Below are 15,376 nucleotides of genomic sequence, written 5' to 3'. Positions count from 1 at the left end.
TCACCTCGCCTCGGAGGAGGCGGACTCGCCGGCCGGCTGCGAGCCGGCGTGGTCCTCGGAACGACCATCGCGGCTCTCGAGCTGGGCGATCCTCTCGCGCAGCAACCGGTTCTCCTCGTCGAGCCCGCGCTCGCGAACCGTCAGCATCGGGTCGTGCCGCCACCAGTCGATGCCCATCTCGTGAGCCTTGTCGACCGACACGACGAGCAGCCGCAGCTTGATGGTGAGCAGCTCGATGTCGAGGAGGTTGATCCGGATGTCGCCGGCGATGATGATCCCCTTGTCCAGGATCCGCTCGAGGATGTCCGCGAGGGTCGCCGGCTGCGAGCCCCCGGTCGGCCCACGCGGCTGGGGCGACTGGGCGGAGTAGTGCTGCCGAGGCGCGGTCCCGGCTCCGGACGATGCCGGGACCGCTGTTTGTGGGTCCCCGGGTGAACGCGTCGGGCGCTCCGTCATTCGCGCTCCTCCCGGGCGTCGCCGCGGACGTACCTCGCCCTGCGCTCGTAGCCGACCAGGTCCCCGTACGCGTCGACGGTCACCTCGTAGACGGCGAGGACGTCGGTCGTGCTCGGGATGCGCCGCATCTCGAGCACCTCGACCTCGACGCACCAGTCGTCGCCCGCTTTGCGGATGCCGACGATGCCCTCGAACTCCTTGCCGGTGAGCTCGGCCAGCACCATCGCAGCCAGCCCTGCTGCCCTGGGGCCGTTCATCCGACGGTGCGCGCCGTCTTCCCGGTTGTCGGGGTGTGGCTTCGTGGCCGGGGCGTCACCGTCCGGCTGCCGGGGCCGCCTGCGGACCGGGCGCCTGGCTGCCCGGGGAGCACCGTCACCGTCATGATCACGGTCACGGTCACGGTCACGGTCACGGTCCGGGTCACGGGGACGTCGCTCGGGGCTCCGGCTCTCGGGCGGGCGCCCGTCCTCGGCGGTGCTGTCGCTGTCAGCCACGGCGCCCCCTCTCCTGGGCCTCCATGAGCCGGTCGATGAGCTCGTCCTCCCGCGCGGTGGCGGTCGCGTCATCGATCTCGCCGTCCTCGCGGAGCCGGTCGAGCTCCTCGAGCTCCCTCCGGATGGTGGCCGGGTCGTAGTAGATCTCCTCCGCCTGCTGGAGGATCTGCTCGGCCACGGCCGTCAGCCCGCGCAGCGGCGCCAGCGGCAGCGTGAGGAGACCACTGATCAGGCCCATGAGCCCTCCTCGACGAAGTCGTAGGGGGCCAGCGGCCCGACCAGCCGCAGGCGCAACCGCGGGTGCCAGGCCTCCGCGTACTGCTCGAGCGCGTCAACGAGCTCATCGCTGCGGTCGTCGTCGACGAGCAGCGCGACGTCGACGACCTCCGTGGGCGACGGAGCGCCGCGCACCAGGTGGTCGTCCGCCAGCGGCGCGACCAGGTCCAGGACCATGTCGGCGTCCTGGGCGCTCTGCTGCTCGAGACCGTGCGCCACCAGCTCGCCCAGGCGCACCCGGTCGCGGTAGGACGCCTCCTCCGGGAGACCTCGCGTGAGCTCGCGCAGGCGGCGGATCTCCGGGTCGGCGGCGACGAGCTCGGCGAGCGCCGCCTCCTCGACAGGGGTGACGCGGAGGTTGAACTGGCGCCGACCACGCAGCCGTTCGAGCAGGGCCACGAAGTAGTCGGCGTCAGGCGTCATGAGCTCGTCCACGACGGTGTCGGCGTCCGGCATCACCGACCCGAAACGGACCGGGGCGACCGGGCCGATCCCCGCCAGCCCGTCGAGGACGGATTGGTACGCGAGCAGGTCGGCCCGGCGGCCCGGCCGCCGGTCGAGGTCGACGAGCGTCACGGCCGTGGCCAGGTCGCCGGATCGGACGAACTCCACCGGTCGACCGTCGAGCCCGCGAAGCTCCACGGCAGCCGCCGTCCCGGCGTCCAGGTCCTTGGCCGGGAGGATGCCGTAGAGGAAGAGCTCCCCCTCCGAGCTGGTGCCCCGAGACGCTGGGACGGCGCTGGATGTCCGCACGGCCTACTCCGGTCGTCAGCCCGAGGACGAGGTCGACTTCTTGACAGGACGACGCTCGCGATCCCGGTCCCTCTCGTCCCCGTCGTCGCCGCGGGTCAGCGCCCGCTTCACCCCTTGGATCGCACCCGAGGTCTTGCCCGAAGCGCCACGTTCCTGCATGTCGTGGACCAGCTCGGGCAGGTCCTTCCCGCCCTTCTCGTAGAGGTCGAGCCGGTTGGTCGCCTCGGCGAAGCGCAGGTACGTGTCCACGCTCGCGATGACGATGCGGGCGTCGATGGTCAGCAGCTCGATGCCGACCAAGGAGACGCGGACGTAGGCGTCGATGACGATCCCCTTGTCGAGGATGATGTCGATGACGTCGGCGAGGCCACTCGGCGCGGGCCGCGACAGGTAGCCGCCCTGCCCGCCTCGTCGATGTGTCTGCACGGTCATGCCGAACCTCCTAGCTCACTGACGGCGCCTGCTCGGCTCCTGCTCCTGGTGCTCACTTCGCGGCTCCGCGCTGCGCGGACCGCCTGACGGGCGGTTCGTCGGGCTCGTCCTCGGAGTCCTCCTCGTCGTCGTCCTCGTCCTCGTCCTCGTCCTCTTCGTACTCCTCGTCCTCGTACTCGTCGTCCTGGTCGGAGTCCTGCTCGCCGGACTCCTCGTCCTCTTCGTCCTCTTCGTCGTCCTCGTACTCGTCGTCCTCGTACTCGTCGTCCTCGTCGGAGTCCTCGTCTCCCTCCTCGTCGTACTCGTCCTCGGTATCGTCCTCGGTGTCGTCCTCGCGACGCTCGGCGCGGCCCTCCTCGGAGTTCTCCTCCTCGGCACCCTCGTCCTCGGCACGTTCGTGCTCGGTGCCCTCGTCCTCGGCACCCTCCTCCTCGGAGGGCTCTTCGCCGCCGGCCTGCTCCTCGGACTCCCGCTCCTCGGACTCCCGCTCCTCGGACTCCCGCTCCTCGGACTCCCGTTGCTGCTGCTCCTGCTCGAGGGCCTCCTCGTGCGTCGTCACGACCTCGCTGTCCTCGATGGTGCCGCGCCAGCCCTCGACGCTGTCCGGGTCGAGGATCGTGCGGGTCATGACGTGCCGCTGGAAGTGCTTGACCTCGAGCCGGGCCCTACGACCCTGGGCCCTCCAGAGGTTGCCGGTGCGCTCGAAGAGCCCCTGGGGGTAGTACTCGAGGACCACGACGATGCGCGTCAGGGTCGGGGTCAGCTCGTGGAAGGTGACCGTCCCGTCGACGTGGCCCTTCTGGCCCTTGGACCGCCACACGATGCGCTCGTCCGGCACCTGCTTGAGGATCGTGGACTCCCACGTCCGGCTCGACCAGAACACCTGCGCCTTCCACGTGGACTTGATGTCGTCCGAGGTGTCGACGGTCTTGACCTTCTTCATGAAGCTCGGGAAGCTGCCGAACTCCGTCCACTGGTTGTAGGCGACCCTGATGGGCACGCCGACGTCGATGATCTCCTGGAAGTTCGTGGCTTTCGTGGCCTTCGGCGTCTTGGAGCCTGAGCCGCCCGACTTTCCGCCGAGACCGGGGATGGCGTTGGTGACCTTGTCCTTGACGCCCGAGGCCATGCCCTTGACGGCGCCCATGACGGGGCTCTCGCCCTTCGCCACGGCGGTGCCGGAGCCGACGAGCGCCTTGGTCGACGGGCTGCCACTCGCCACGCCCTCCAGGCGCTCTGTGAGTCCGCTCACCCGGTTGCCGACGGAGCCGACCACCTTCTGTCCCAGTGCTTGCAGGAGGCCGCTCGAGGCGTCCTTCAGTCGCGTACGCCCGATGCTCTCGCTCATGACGGTCACCGGTCCTTCGTGGCCAGGCGCTGGCTGGCCTTCTTGGCGGAGACCTTCTTGGCCACGGCCCGAGGCGTGGCCTCGTCCTCGGACGGCGCGGAGCCGCCGGAACCACCGGAGCCCCCGGAAGAGCCTCCGGAGCTGGACCGGTCCTTGCTCCCCTCAGGCCGCCGCCTGCGCAGCCGCCCGCGGAGGCGCTCGCGCTGTGCCGGCCGCTCCTGGTCCGACTCTCCCTGGGCCGACTCTTCGTCCGACCCCTGCTCGTTCGCCCGACCCTGAGGCTTCCCCTCCGACTTCCCTTCCTCGGATTCCTCGTCGCCCTCGTCGGTCCGGTCCTGAGGCTGCTCCTCCGAGCCCTCCTCGTCGGACTCGTCCTCGTCCGACTCATCGTCATCGGCCTCGTCGGCCCGATCCTGGGGCCGACCCTCGGACTCCTCGTCGGACTCGTCGTTCGACTCCTGGCCTTCGGCCTGGTCCCGGGGCTGCTCGTCCTCGCTGGGCTCATCCTCGCCCTTGCCCTTGCCCTTGCCCGGCGTCTTCAGCCCGAGCGAACCCGTGACCCCACCGAGTGCGGCGCCGAGATCTGCGGACGGGCCCTGGCCCTCTACGCCCTGCTGACCGCCCTGGCGTTCCTGCAGCGACTTGGTCAGCGCCTCGATGCGCGATGCCGCCGCGACCAGCGCCGCCTCTCGCGCGACCCCCACCAGCTGCCCGGTGACCTGGTTCTGCAGCTCCTTCAGCTGAGGGTTGCTCTCGAGCAGCTTCGATCCCTGGCCCAGCAGGCCCTGCCCCTGCGATGCCAGCCGTCGACCGGCGAGCATGCCCCCGAGCGCCAGGGCCAGACGCAGCTTCTTGGTGCGCCCGAGGAGATACCCACCTGCGACACCCACAACGATCCTGGTCGGTACAGACATAGACCCAAGCCGCGATGCTGCCCGTCCGGACTGCAGGTCGCGACCCACCTCCTTCAGGTCCTAGGTACCCCACTGCAGAAGCCGGGTAACAGTAAAGTTCGCTGGAAAAACGCTGTGCCACAAGGCTTTTCGTGCATGGCTGCCATTTCGGACGGCAGCACTCAACCCGGGACCAGCCGGTGGAACAGCCGTTCCCGGGAGGAGGGTTCGAGAGCGTCAGGCGGCCTCGGTGAGGTCGATGAGGCGGCGGAGCATGGAGATGCTCGGGAACTGGTCGTCGCGCAGCTTCTGCGCCAGGACCGCCACGTATGCCGGGACCTCGTCGGGGAGCAGCAGCTCCTCCAGATAGTCCATCATCGTGTTCGACGGGAAGCGGTCCGCGGCGACCTTCCGAAGCAGGAGGTCGACCAGGATGGCCCGGGCATCGCCCGAATCTCTGTCCGTCATCGTGCACCTTCGCAGGGGTCTGAGGGGTCAGGGCCTGCGAGGCGCCGGCGAGCCGTTCCCGGGCCATGGCCCGACGAGGCGGCCCACCGGCCCCTGTCGCCTCGTGCTCCCCGTTCTACCCCTTCCGGGTCCGCACCTGAAGGCTCGGACCCCGGCGAATCCGTGGCGCCGCCCCGCGCTCGGGCGTGGCGTCCGGTGGGACAAAACGTCACGTAACGGGCAGCAGCAACCTCACGCTGGTCCCTCGGCCGAGCTCGGAGTCGAGGTCGATGCGTCCGCCGTGCCTCATCACGACACGCCGGGCGATGCTGAGGCCCAGCCCGGTGCCGGGGATCTGGAGGCTGGCCGGGTTGGTGCCGCGGAAGAACTCCGTGAACAGCCCGGCCTGGTCCTCCTCCGAGATGCCGACGCCGTCGTCGACGCACTCGAGGACGACCCGGTCGCGCTGCCCGGACACCGACACGGCAACGCTGCCGCCCGCCGGGGTGAACTTCACGGCGTTGCTGACCAGGTTCTGCACCACGCGCTCGAGGTCGCCGGCGCTGCCCCGCACGGGTGGCACCCCGTCCTCGAGCTCGAAGGTGAGCGTCACCCGCCGGTTGTCCGCGCGCGGGCGGAACGTGTCGACCACCTCCCGCGACACCTCGCCGAGGTCGACGTCGGTCTCCGGCAGGGACCGGTCCGGGTCGCTCACCCGCGAGAGCGTCAGGAGGTCGTCGACGAGGTCGAGCATCCGCTGCGTGTTGCGCTCGATGACGCCGAGCGACCAGTCCCGGTCGCCGTCCGGCTCCTGGCGCAGCAGCTCGACGTGGCCCACCACCGAGGCGAGCGGGTTCTTCAGCTCGTGCGAGACGGTCGAGAAGAGCTGCGTCCTGCTCCGGTCGGCCTCGCGCAGCTCGTCCGCGACACGCCGCTCGACGGCATACAGCCGCGCGTTGCGGATGGCGCGGCCGAGGTCGCGGCCCATCTCCAGCGCTGCGTGCGCCTCGGCGTGGGTCCACTCGGGGTCGGCGGGTCCGCGCGTGCACGCGATGTAGCCGAAGCAGGTGGATCCCGAGCCCATCGGCGCGAGCAGCAGCGAGCCCGCGCCCGCTGCAGCGAGGAACGACTCGATGGGTGAGGCGTCCTCGGGCTCGACGAGGGACTCGGACCGCACCTGGCCGGCCCGGAGGACCGGCACCACGGCGGTCCGCCAGGACCGGACGGCGAGGCGCCGCGCGATCGCCACGAGCGAGTCCGGAGTCGGCACAGGCGCCCCGCTGCGTGCCGAGACGCTCTCGCGCTCGTCGTCCTCCTCCCCCGCGAAGGCACGCAGCCACAGGCCGGCCGTGGAGAGCCCGACCGAGATCGGGACCGCGGCGACGTCGACGACCCTCGCGGGGTCGAGGTCCTCCTGCGCGATGCGGGCCACCGTCTGCACCGCCTCGGCCAGCCGGACCCGTTCCGAGAGCGTATGCCGCTGCCGGGCCGCCGAGACCGCGATCCCCGTCTGGTTGGCGAAGAGCTCGAGCACCGCCCGCTGGGTCGGGTCGGGACGTCGGCCGCTGAGGGGCAGGTCGACCGAGAGGATGCCCAGCAGCTCCCCGACGGCGTCGAAGAACGGGGCGACCAGGGTGTCCTGCGGGTTCCAGGCCTCGGGGTCGTCCTCGGCCGCCGGCGCGCTCCAGTGCGAGGAGACCCAGCCGTCGGCGGAGCCGTCGGGCAGCTGCCCGGCCGGGACGAACCGGAGGCTGCCCCAGCGCTCCGCGACCGCGAACTCGGCCTCGAGGACCTCACGCGCCGTGACCCGGCCGAGCAGCTCGGTCCTGGCCTCGTCGTCCCCGGCGACGGCGACGACCTGCACGTCGCCCGACGGGATGACGACGCTGATCGCCGCGACCTCGAAGCCCACGACATCGGCGGCGCCCTCCACCACCATGTCGAAGAGGACCGACAGGTCGTCCTGGGCGCTGACGCGGTTCATCAGCTCGGTGAGTCGGCGAAGGGCCAGTACCTCCCACGTCTCGACCTCGCGCACGCTGTCCCCCTGACCCGCGACCATCCCCTGACGGGACCGCTGGTGGCGCCGTCCCGATCATCACGATATGTCCGCAGTGCCCGACTCAGGGGCCCTGTCGCACAGGTGAGACGCACGGAGCCACGATCAGGGCGCCCGGGCCCGTCGTTCAGCCGAGGTGGCCGCGCACCGAGACGTGCCCCTTGAGCAGGTTGCGGGCGATCGTGCGGCGCTGGATCTCGTCGGTGCCCTCGTAGATCCGCAGCAGGCGCAGCTCGCGGTACCACCGCTCGACCGGCAGCTCGCGGGTGTAGCCCATCCCGCCGTGCATCTGGAGCACCCGGTCGACGATCTCGTTGGCCTTGACGCCGCCGTAGAGCTTGGCCATCGACTGCGACTGGCGCGAGTCCAGGCCCCGGTCGACCTGCCAGGCGGCCGTCAGCACGAGCCAGCGCAGCGCCTCGATCTCCACCGCCGAGTCGGCGACCATCCACTGGATGGCCTGCCGCTCGGCGATCGGCTGGCCGAAGGTGACGCGGTTGCGCGCCCACTCCATGCCCATCTCGACGAGCCGCTCGCACGACCCGAGGGCCCGGGCGGGCAGCATGTAGCGGCCCTTGCCGATCCACCGCATCGCGAGCTCGAAGCCCTTGCCCTCCTCGCCGAGGATCGCCGAGTGCGGCACCCGGACGTCGTCGAAGACGAGCGCTGCCGGTCCCCACTCGCCCATCGTGTCGATCGGGGTGCTCGTCCAGCCGCGGTCGCGGTCGACGAGGAAGCAGGTGACGCCCCCGTCGGCGCCCTTCTGCTTGTCCGTCACGGCGAAGACCATGACGAAGTCGGCCTCGTGGCCGCCGGTGATGAACGTCTTCTCGCCGTTGATGACCCACTCGTCGCCCTCGCGGCGCGCGCTCGTGCGGATGGCCCGGGCGTCCGAGCCCGCGCCGGGCTCGGTGATCGCGAAGCACGACCTGCGGGTGCCCTCGATCGTGGGGCGCAGGTAGGTCTCCTGCTGCTCCTCCGTGGCCGAGAAGAGGATGTTGTCGGCCTCGCCCGCGAAGCGGAACGGCACGAAGGACCGGCCGAGCTCGATCTCGATGAGCGCCGCGACGACGGCGCCCTGTCCCATCCCGCCGTGGCTCTCGGGCGTCTGGATGCCGAAGAAGCCGGACGAGCGGGCCTTGTCCTGAAGGCTTTTCAGCTCGTCGGCCGTGAGTCCACGCTCGTTGCGGCGTTCCCGCTCGAGGACCTGCGGCTCGAGCGGCACGATCTCCTTGCGCACGAAGGTGCGCACCCAGTCGCGGATCTCGCGCTCCTCGGCGCTGAGGTCGAAGTCCATCGTCGGTCCCTTCGTCGTGCGGTCAGGTGCGGTCGTGTGGTCGGCCCGGTCGAACAGCGGGGCGTATGCCGTGCGCTCGCGGTCAGCGGGCGGCATACCTCCGCAGCTCGGCCTTGGCGAGGGCGTTCGTGTGCACCTCGTCGGGGCCGTCGGCGAAGCGCAGCGTGCGGATGCCGGCGAAGGCGGCGGCGAGCTCGGTGTCCTGGCTGAGCCCGGCAGCGCCGTGGGTCTGGATCGCCTTGTCGAGGATCCACTCGACGGTCTTCGGTGTCGCGATCTTGATCGCCTGGATCTCGGTGTGGGCGCCCTTGTTGCCGACGGTGTCCATGAGCCAGGCGGTCTTGAGCACGAGCAGGCGCAGCTGCTCGATGCGCACCCGGGACTCGGCGATCCAGTCGCGTACGACGCCCTGCTCGGCGATGGGCCGGCCGAAGGCGACCCGCTCGGACGCCCGGCGGCACATGGCCTCGATGGCCACCTCCGCGAGGCCGATCGAGCGCATGCAGTGGTGGATGCGTCCGGGCCCGAGGCGGGCCTGGGCGATGGCGAAGCCGGTGCCCTCCTCGCCGATGAGGTTGGACGCCGGGACGCGGACGTCGGTGAAGCGCAGCTCGGCGTGGCCGCCGTGGTCGTGGTCGTCGTAGCCGAAGACCTCCATGCCGCGGACGACCTCGACGCCCGCGGTGTCGCGCGGGACGAGCACCATCGACTGCTGGCGGTGACGCTCGGCCGACGGGTCGGCCTTGCCCATGACGATGAAGATCGCGCACTCGGGGTTCATCGCCCCGGTGATCCACCACTTGCGCCCGTTGATGACGTAGTCGTCGCCGTCCCGTCGGATGGACAGCTCGATGTTGGTCGCGTCGCTGCTCGCGACGTCGGGCTCGGTCATCGCGAACGCCGAGCGGATCTCCCCGCGCAGCAAGGGTTTCAGCCACTGCTCCTGCTGCTCCGACGTGCCGAACTGCGCCAGCACCTCCATGTTGCCGGTGTCGGGCGCGGCGCAGTTGAGGACGGCCGGAGCGAGGCGGATGCAGCGTCCGGTGATCTCGGCGAGCGGGGCGTACTGCAGGTTGGTCAGGCCGGCCCCGTGCTCGCCGGGGAGGAAGACGTTCCACAGTCCCAGGTCACGAGCCTCCTGCCGCAGCTGCTGCAGCACGGGGGCGGTGCTCCACGCCCAGCGGTCCGGCAGGGCCGAGACCTGCTCGTCGAAGAGCGGCAGCGAGGGGACGATCCGCTCGTCCATGAAGCCGAGGAGCGCCTGGCGCAGCTCCTCGGTGCGGGCGTCGAATCCGAAGTCCATGTCAGCTCTCCTTGACGGCGGCGAGGCCGGCCCGGACGAGCGGGACGGTGGCCTCGCCGATGCCGGCGAAGCCGCTCCCGACCGTCTGGCCCTGGGTGTGGCGGTAGTGGATCCCCTCGAGGATGACTGCGAGCTTGAAGTAGGCGAGCCCGAGGTGGAACGAGAGCGAGCCGAGGTCGCGCCCGCTGCCGGCGGCATACCGTCGGCGCAGCTCGGGTGCGCTGATCCACCCAGGAGTGCGCGAGACGTCGGAGACGGCGACGCTGTCCATCATGAGCGGCAGCGTCTGGTAGGCCTCGAGCAGGGCGACGTCGGTGAGCGGGTCGCCGAGCGTGGCCATCTCCCAGTCGAGGACGGCCGACACCTCGTCGTCGCTCGTGACGAGGAGGTTGTCGAGGCGGAAGTCGCCGTGGACGATCGTCGTGTCGCCCTGTGCGGGAACGGAGCCCGCCAGCCGTTCGTGCAGCTCGTCGATGCCCGGGAGGTCTCGGCTGCGGGAGGCGTCGAGCTGCTGCCTCCACCGGCGCACCTGCCGCTCGAGGAACCCCTCTGGACGACCGAAGTCGGCGAGACCCACGGACCCTGGCTCCACGGCGTGCAGGGCCACGAGGGTGTCGACCATGCGCTCGCTGATCGCGCGCACGCGGTGGGCGCCCAACGGGCGCAGCTGCGCCTCGAAGCGGTAGGGGGTGCCCTGCACGCGCTCCATGACGTAGAACGGCGCACCGATCACGTCGAGGTCGGCGCACACGGCATACGTCGCCGGGACGGGCACGGCCGTGTCGCGCAGGGCGGTGATGACCCGGTGCTCGCGCACCATGTCGTGCGCGGTGGCGAGCACGTGCCCCAGCGGTGGACGACGGACGATGACGGTGCTCGTGCCGTCGCCCACCTCGTAGGTGAGGTTGGACTTGCCGCCCGCGATGACGCGTCCCGTGAGCGGACCGTCGAGCAGCCCCGGCGCCTCCCGGTCGAGGAAGCCGCGCAGCCGGTCGAGGGGCAGCCCGGGCGGATCGCTTTGCGGCGCAGTCGTGCTCGCGGCGTCGTCGGTCACGTCAGTCCTTCGGGCCGCCGGCGACGTAGATGACCTGGCCGGAGACGAAGCCGGCCTCGTCGCGCACGAGGAAGGACGCCGTGGCGGCGATGTCCTCGGGCTGGCCGACGCGGGCGACGGGGATCTCCTTGGCCGCCCCCTCGAGGAACTGCTCGAAGGTGATGCCCATGCGCTCCGCCGTCTGCCGCGTCATGTCCGTGGCGATGAAGCCGGGGGCGATCGCGTTGGCGGTGACCCCGAACTTACCGAGCTCGATCGCGAGCGTCTTGGTGAACCCCTGCAGGCCGGCCTTGGCCGCGGAGTAGTTCGCCTGCCCGCGGTTGCCGAGGGCCGAGGTGGAGCTGAGGTTGACGATGCGGCCGAACTTCGCGTCGATCATGTGCTTCTGAGTGGCGCGGGTCATCAGGAACGAGCCGCGCAGGTGGACGTTCATGACGGCGTCCCAGTCGTCGGTCGTCATCTTGAAGAGCATGTTGTCGCGGATGATGCCGGCGTTGTTGACGAGCACCGTCGGGGCGCCGAGCTCGGACACGACGCGGTCGACGGCGGCCTGCACACCAGCCTCGTCGGAGACGTCGACGCCGACGGCGAGGCCCTTGCCACCGGCTGCCTCGATCTCGGACACCACTGTAGCGCAAGCCGACTCGTCGAGGTCGAGGACGGCGACGGCATACCCGTCGGAGGCCAGCCGCTTGGCCACGGCGGCGCCGATGCCGCGCGCGGCCCCAGTGACGATGGCGGTGCGCTGGGAGGTGGGCTGCTCGGTCATGCGTTCTCCTCGATGGGGGTGGTGGTGCCGGTCTGGGCGTCGAGCTTCTGCTGGAGCCGGTTCATGCCGGCGAGCCAGGCGTCGGGGTGGGCAGCGCGTTGCGCGAAGTAGTCGTGCACCTCGGGGTGGGGCAGGACGTAGAACTCGTCGCGCGCGAGCGCCTGCCACACGGCCTCGGCGACGTCGTCGGCGCTGAGCGCCGCGTCGCGGGTCAGCAGCTGCTGCAGCGGGCCGGACTCCTCGAGCATCCGGGTCTGCACGCCCTGCGGGCAGATCGCCTGCACGACGATGCCGCGGTGGCGGTAGGTGGCGCTCAGCCACTCGGCGAAGGCGACCGCGGCGTGCTTGCTGACCGAGTACGGCGCGTCGCCGAGCATGGTCAGCAGCCCGGCCGCCGAGGCCGTGACGACGAGGCGGCCACCTCCGACCTCGAGCCAGCGAGGCACGAGCTGCCGGGCCGCGCGCACGTGGGCGAGGACGTTGGTGTCGAGCGCCCGGGACCAGTCGGCGTCTGAGGCGTCGAGCCCTGCCAGCGTGCCGACGCCCGCGTTGGCGAAGAACACCTCGACGTGCCCCAGGCGGTCGTATGCCGTCTGGACCAGGTGGCGCACGCCGGCGTCGGTCGACGTGTCGCCCGGGACGGCGAGGGCGTCGAGCTCGCCGGCCACCGCCTGCAGCCCGACGGCGTCGAGGTCGGCGAGGACGAGCTGCCAGCCCTCACGCGCGAGACGGGTGGCGATGGCGCGGCCGATCCCCCGGGCGGCTCCGGTGACGACGGCGGTGTCGGGCATGCTGCTCCTCGCGATGGACTAAGCGCTTGCTTACCCTGACGACAAGGAGCCCTCCACGTCAAGTGCCCCCTCCACCCCAACCACCGTCGAGAGGCCACGAACGGCCGCATCGCCACCGTCGAGAGGCCACGAACGGCCCGCGCGTCAGCCGACGACGCGCTCGATGAACGCGACGGCGCGGTCGAGCGCCTCGCGCCCCTCACGAGTGTCGAGGTCGAACTGGTACTCGTGGCCGAGGCGCGGCTCGTGCTCGTCGGGGAAGAGCAGGACCTCGTGGTCGACACCGTGCCGCCCGAGCACGTCGACGAGGCCGAGGGTGTGCGGCAGCAGCGGGTCACCATTGCCGGCCGACACGAACGTGGCGGGGAAGGACGGGGAGACGTGCAGCGGCACCGTGCCCTGCCGGGTCGTCCGTTCGTCGTGCCCGCGACGTGATCCGAGGTACGACCAGATCGCAGTGTCGATGAACCACCTGCCGAGGCCGCTCGAGCCCTGCGCCAGCGTGAAGTCGTAGGCGCCGCAGAACAGCACGAGCCCTCGCAGCGACGACGGCTCGAGCTCGACGTCGATCTCCAGCTCGGCGGCATACGCGCTGTCGGTGACGAGCAGCGCGACCTGCGCGGCGATCTGGGCACCGGCCGAGTCGCCCGCGAGGACGAGTCGGCCCGGGTCGACGCCGAGCCGGTCGGCATGGTCGACGAGGTGGGCCAGCGCGGCGGCCACCTGCCTCACGGGCGTCGGGTAGCGAGCGCCCGGCGCGATCGAGTAGTCGACGCCGACGGTCGTCAGACCGCGGGCGGCGAGGACGCGGAGGTAGTTGGCGACGTCGCGCTTCGACCCGGACACGAAGGCGCCGCCGTGCACCCAGACGACGGTGGGCAGCGGCTCGTCCCGGGAGGGTCGGAAGACGTCGAGCCTCCCGTCGGGCGAGGAGATGTCGTAGGCCTCGTCGACCACCTCGACGAGGTCGGCAGGGACGTGCTTCTCGAGGGCGGCGCTGGTGCGCGCGGCTCCGCGGTCGAAGGCGGCCCGGATGAGGAGGGCCGACGGCCACGGTGTCGTCCTGGCCGTCACGACAAGGGCGCCGGCAGCGGTCGCCGTGCCCAGCACGACCCTGCGCGCGAGGCTGAGAGTCCTGTCGACGGCGCCACCCATGGAGCGAATCTAGCCGGGCGCCTCGACGTCGGCGCCCCCTCGACGCGCATACGTGGCCTCTCGACGGTCCACAGGCGGCCAGACGTGGCCTCTCGACGGTGAACAGGCGGCCACACGTGGCCTCTCGACGGTGCACAGGCGGCCACACGTGGCCTCTCGACGGTTGCGTGTCGGCGCGGGCGGGCAAGATCAGGTCATGCAGCTCTCGGACGTCGTCGCCACCTCACGGACCGTCGCCGCCACAGCCTCGCGCACCGCGAAGGTCGAGGCGCTCGCGGCCTGCCTGCGGCGAGCGGCGCAGGACGGCCCGGCGGTCGTCGAGGTCGTCACGGCTCACCTGTCCGGGGTGCTGCCGCAGCGACGCATCGGTGTGAGCTGGCGCGGCCTGCAGGACCTGCCCCAGCCGGCCGAGGAGTCGACCCTGACCGTCGAGGAGGTCGACTCCGCCGCCACCGCGATCGCCGCGATCGGCGGGTCCGGCTCCGGGGCCGCGCGCGCGAGCGCCGTCCGCGAGCTCTTCGCCCGCGCCACCGCCGACGAGCAGTCCTGGCTGCGCGGGCTCATCAGCGGCGAGACCCGCCAGGGAGCGGGCGACGGCGTCGTGCTCCAGGCCATCGCCAGGGCCGCCGAGGTCCCGGACGCCGCCGTCCGCCGCGCCGTCATGGTCGCGGGCTTCGCCGGGCCGGTCGCCCGCGCCGCACTGACAGGCGGAGTCGAGGCCCTCGACGACCTGACCCTCGAGGTCGGCCGGCCGCTGCGCCCGATGCTGGCCGGCGCCGCCCCCGACGTCGCCTCGGCCCTCGCCACGCTGGGAGGTGAGGTCGTCGTCGAGACCAAGCTGGACGGCATACGCCTGCAGGCCCACGTCGACAACCGCACCAGCCCGGGCACCGTGCGGCTCTTCACCCGCACCCTCGACGAGGTCACCGAGCGCATGCCCGAGATCACCGAGGCCCTCGCCGGGCTCGACGTCGAGACGCTCGTGCTCGACGGCGAGGTGATCGCGCTCGCCGAGGACGGGCGACCGCAGCCCTTCCAGGTGACCGGCGCGCGCACCGCCAGCAGCGCAGACGTCGACCGGTTGCGCGAGGAGGTGCCGCTGACGCCCTACTTCTTCGACCTGCTGCACCTCGACGGCGAGGACCTGCTCGACGAGCCGGCGGCAACGCGCTGGTCGCGCCTGTCCGCCACGGTGCCGCCGTCGTGGATGGTGCCCCGCGAGCTCACTGACGACCCAGCGCGTGCCCAGCAGTTCTTCACCGACCTCGTCGCAGCCGGCCACGAGGGTGTCGTCGTCAAGGACCCGGACCTGCCGTATGCCGCCGGCCGGCGCGGTCCCGGGTGGGTCAAGGTCAAGCCCCGGCACACCCTCGACCTCGTCGTCCTCGCGGTCGAGTGGGGCAGCGGCCGGCGCAAGGGGTGGCTCTCCAACATCCACCTCGGGGCGCGCGACGCCGAGACGGGCGAGCTGGTGATGCTCGGCAAGACGTTCAAGGGCATGACCGACGAGATGCTGAAGTGGCAGACCGAACGCTTCTCCGAGCTCGCCGTCGACCCGAGCCGACTCATGGAATGGGTCGTGCCCCTGCGGCCCGAGCAGGTCGTCGAGGTGGCGTTCGACGGCGTGCAGCGCTCCAGCCGCTACCCGGGCGGGATGGCGCTGCGGTTCGCCCGGGTCATCCGCTACCGCGACGACAAGCCGGTCACCGAGATCGACACCGTGCAGGCCGTGAGGTCCCTCGCCGGCTGGTGAGCGCCTGCTCGTGAGCCCCTGCTCGTGAGCCCCTGATCACCTGTCCGGTGACCGCTGCCCAAGACGGCTGTCCGGTGGACCGGTCGGCGCTATCTG

16 protein-coding genes are annotated in these 15,376 nt (G+C 71.4%); 1 reads left to right on the top strand and 15 read right to left on the bottom strand.

The features are described from left to right. From ABD241_RS12555 to ABD241_RS12485, 15 genes are all read right to left on the bottom strand, one after another. Positions 1-456 (bottom strand): gas vesicle protein, encoded by a 456-nt coding sequence (locus ABD241_RS12555; protein WP_344062848.1) that lies wholly within the window; start codon positions 454-456, stop codon positions 1-3. After that, the gene (locus tag ABD241_RS12550) at positions 453-1,022 is read right to left on the bottom strand and encodes a gas vesicle protein GvpO (protein ID WP_344062845.1); all 570 of its coding nucleotides are present in this window, start codon (positions 1,020-1,022) and stop codon (positions 453-455) included. The genes ABD241_RS12555 and ABD241_RS12550 overlap by 4 nt, the downstream gene beginning before the upstream one ends. Beyond that, complete coding sequence (locus tag ABD241_RS12545) at positions 943-1,188, bottom strand: gas vesicle protein GvpG (RefSeq protein ID WP_344062842.1); 246 nt, start codon at positions 1,186-1,188, stop codon at positions 943-945. The genes ABD241_RS12550 and ABD241_RS12545 overlap by 80 nt, the downstream gene beginning before the upstream one ends. Then, on the bottom strand, positions 1,179-1,979 hold the full coding sequence (locus ABD241_RS12540) for a GvpL/GvpF family gas vesicle protein (RefSeq protein ID WP_344062839.1): 801 nt from the start codon (positions 1,977-1,979) through the stop codon (positions 1,179-1,181). The genes ABD241_RS12545 and ABD241_RS12540 overlap by 10 nt, the downstream gene beginning before the upstream one ends. Before the next feature lie 15 nt (positions 1,980-1,994). After that, the gene (gene gvpJ, locus ABD241_RS12535) at positions 1,995-2,411 is read right to left on the bottom strand and encodes a gas vesicle protein GvpJ (RefSeq protein ID WP_344062836.1); all 417 of its coding nucleotides are present in this window, start codon (positions 2,409-2,411) and stop codon (positions 1,995-1,997) included. A gap of 52 nt (positions 2,412-2,463) precedes the next feature. Then, on the bottom strand, positions 2,464-3,759 hold the full coding sequence (locus ABD241_RS12530) for an SRPBCC family protein (RefSeq protein WP_344062833.1): 1,296 nt from the start codon (positions 3,757-3,759) through the stop codon (positions 2,464-2,466). 5 nt (positions 3,760-3,764) lie between these two features. Continuing rightward, a complete protein-coding gene (locus ABD241_RS12525; protein WP_344062829.1) occupies positions 3,765-4,649 on the bottom strand; it encodes a hypothetical protein in 885 nt (294 codons plus the stop codon). Between the two features lie 240 nt (positions 4,650-4,889). Further along, on the bottom strand, positions 4,890-5,120 hold the full coding sequence (locus tag ABD241_RS12520) for a hypothetical protein (protein WP_142181040.1): 231 nt from the start codon (positions 5,118-5,120) through the stop codon (positions 4,890-4,892). Positions 5,121-5,328: 208 nt separating this feature from the next. Further along, the gene (locus ABD241_RS12515) at positions 5,329-7,137 is read right to left on the bottom strand and encodes a GAF domain-containing sensor histidine kinase (protein ID WP_344062816.1); all 1,809 of its coding nucleotides are present in this window, start codon (positions 7,135-7,137) and stop codon (positions 5,329-5,331) included. A gap of 148 nt (positions 7,138-7,285) precedes the next feature. Next, positions 7,286-8,551 carry an acyl-CoA dehydrogenase family protein gene (locus ABD241_RS12510; RefSeq protein WP_344062813.1) on the bottom strand — a complete coding sequence of 422 codons (1,266 nt, stop codon included), beginning with the start codon at positions 8,549-8,551 and terminating at the stop codon, positions 7,286-7,288. Beyond that, positions 8,538-9,758, bottom strand: a complete 1,221-nt coding sequence (locus ABD241_RS12505) for an acyl-CoA dehydrogenase family protein (RefSeq protein ID WP_344062810.1) — start codon at positions 9,756-9,758, stop codon at positions 8,538-8,540. Before ABD241_RS12505 ends, ABD241_RS12510 begins: the two co-directional genes overlap by 14 nt. Before the next feature lies 1 nt (position 9,759). Next, positions 9,760-10,812, bottom strand: coding sequence for a phosphotransferase family protein (locus ABD241_RS12500; protein WP_344062807.1), 1,053 nt, complete (start codon positions 10,810-10,812; stop codon positions 9,760-9,762). 1 nt (position 10,813) lies between these two features. Continuing rightward, on the bottom strand, positions 10,814-11,581 hold the full coding sequence (gene fabG, locus ABD241_RS12495; RefSeq protein WP_344062804.1) for a 3-oxoacyl-ACP reductase FabG: 768 nt from the start codon (positions 11,579-11,581) through the stop codon (positions 10,814-10,816). Next, positions 11,578-12,372, bottom strand: coding sequence for an SDR family oxidoreductase (locus ABD241_RS12490; RefSeq protein ID WP_344062801.1), 795 nt, complete (start codon positions 12,370-12,372; stop codon positions 11,578-11,580). Before ABD241_RS12490 ends, fabG begins: the two co-directional genes overlap by 4 nt. 144 nt (positions 12,373-12,516) lie before the next feature. Continuing rightward, positions 12,517-13,527: an alpha/beta hydrolase gene (locus tag ABD241_RS12485; protein ID WP_344062799.1), complete on the bottom strand. Its 1,011-nt coding sequence runs from the start codon at positions 13,525-13,527 to the stop codon at positions 12,517-12,519. A gap of 196 nt (positions 13,528-13,723) precedes the next feature. On the opposite strand from ABD241_RS12485, the gene ABD241_RS12480 reads away from it, so the two are divergent. After that, the gene (locus ABD241_RS12480; protein ID WP_344062796.1) at positions 13,724-15,280 is read left to right on the top strand and encodes an ATP-dependent DNA ligase; all 1,557 of its coding nucleotides are present in this window, start codon (positions 13,724-13,726) and stop codon (positions 15,278-15,280) included. Positions 15,281-15,376 lie beyond the last annotated feature (96 nt).

Origin of the sequence: Terrabacter lapilli, from assembly GCF_039531305.1 — a bacterium.
GTDB lineage: Bacteria > Actinomycetota > Actinomycetes > Actinomycetales > Dermatophilaceae > Terrabacter > Terrabacter lapilli.
The sequence above is the reverse complement of the archived record's forward strand: the minus strand, read 5'-3'. Positions and strand labels throughout refer to the sequence as shown.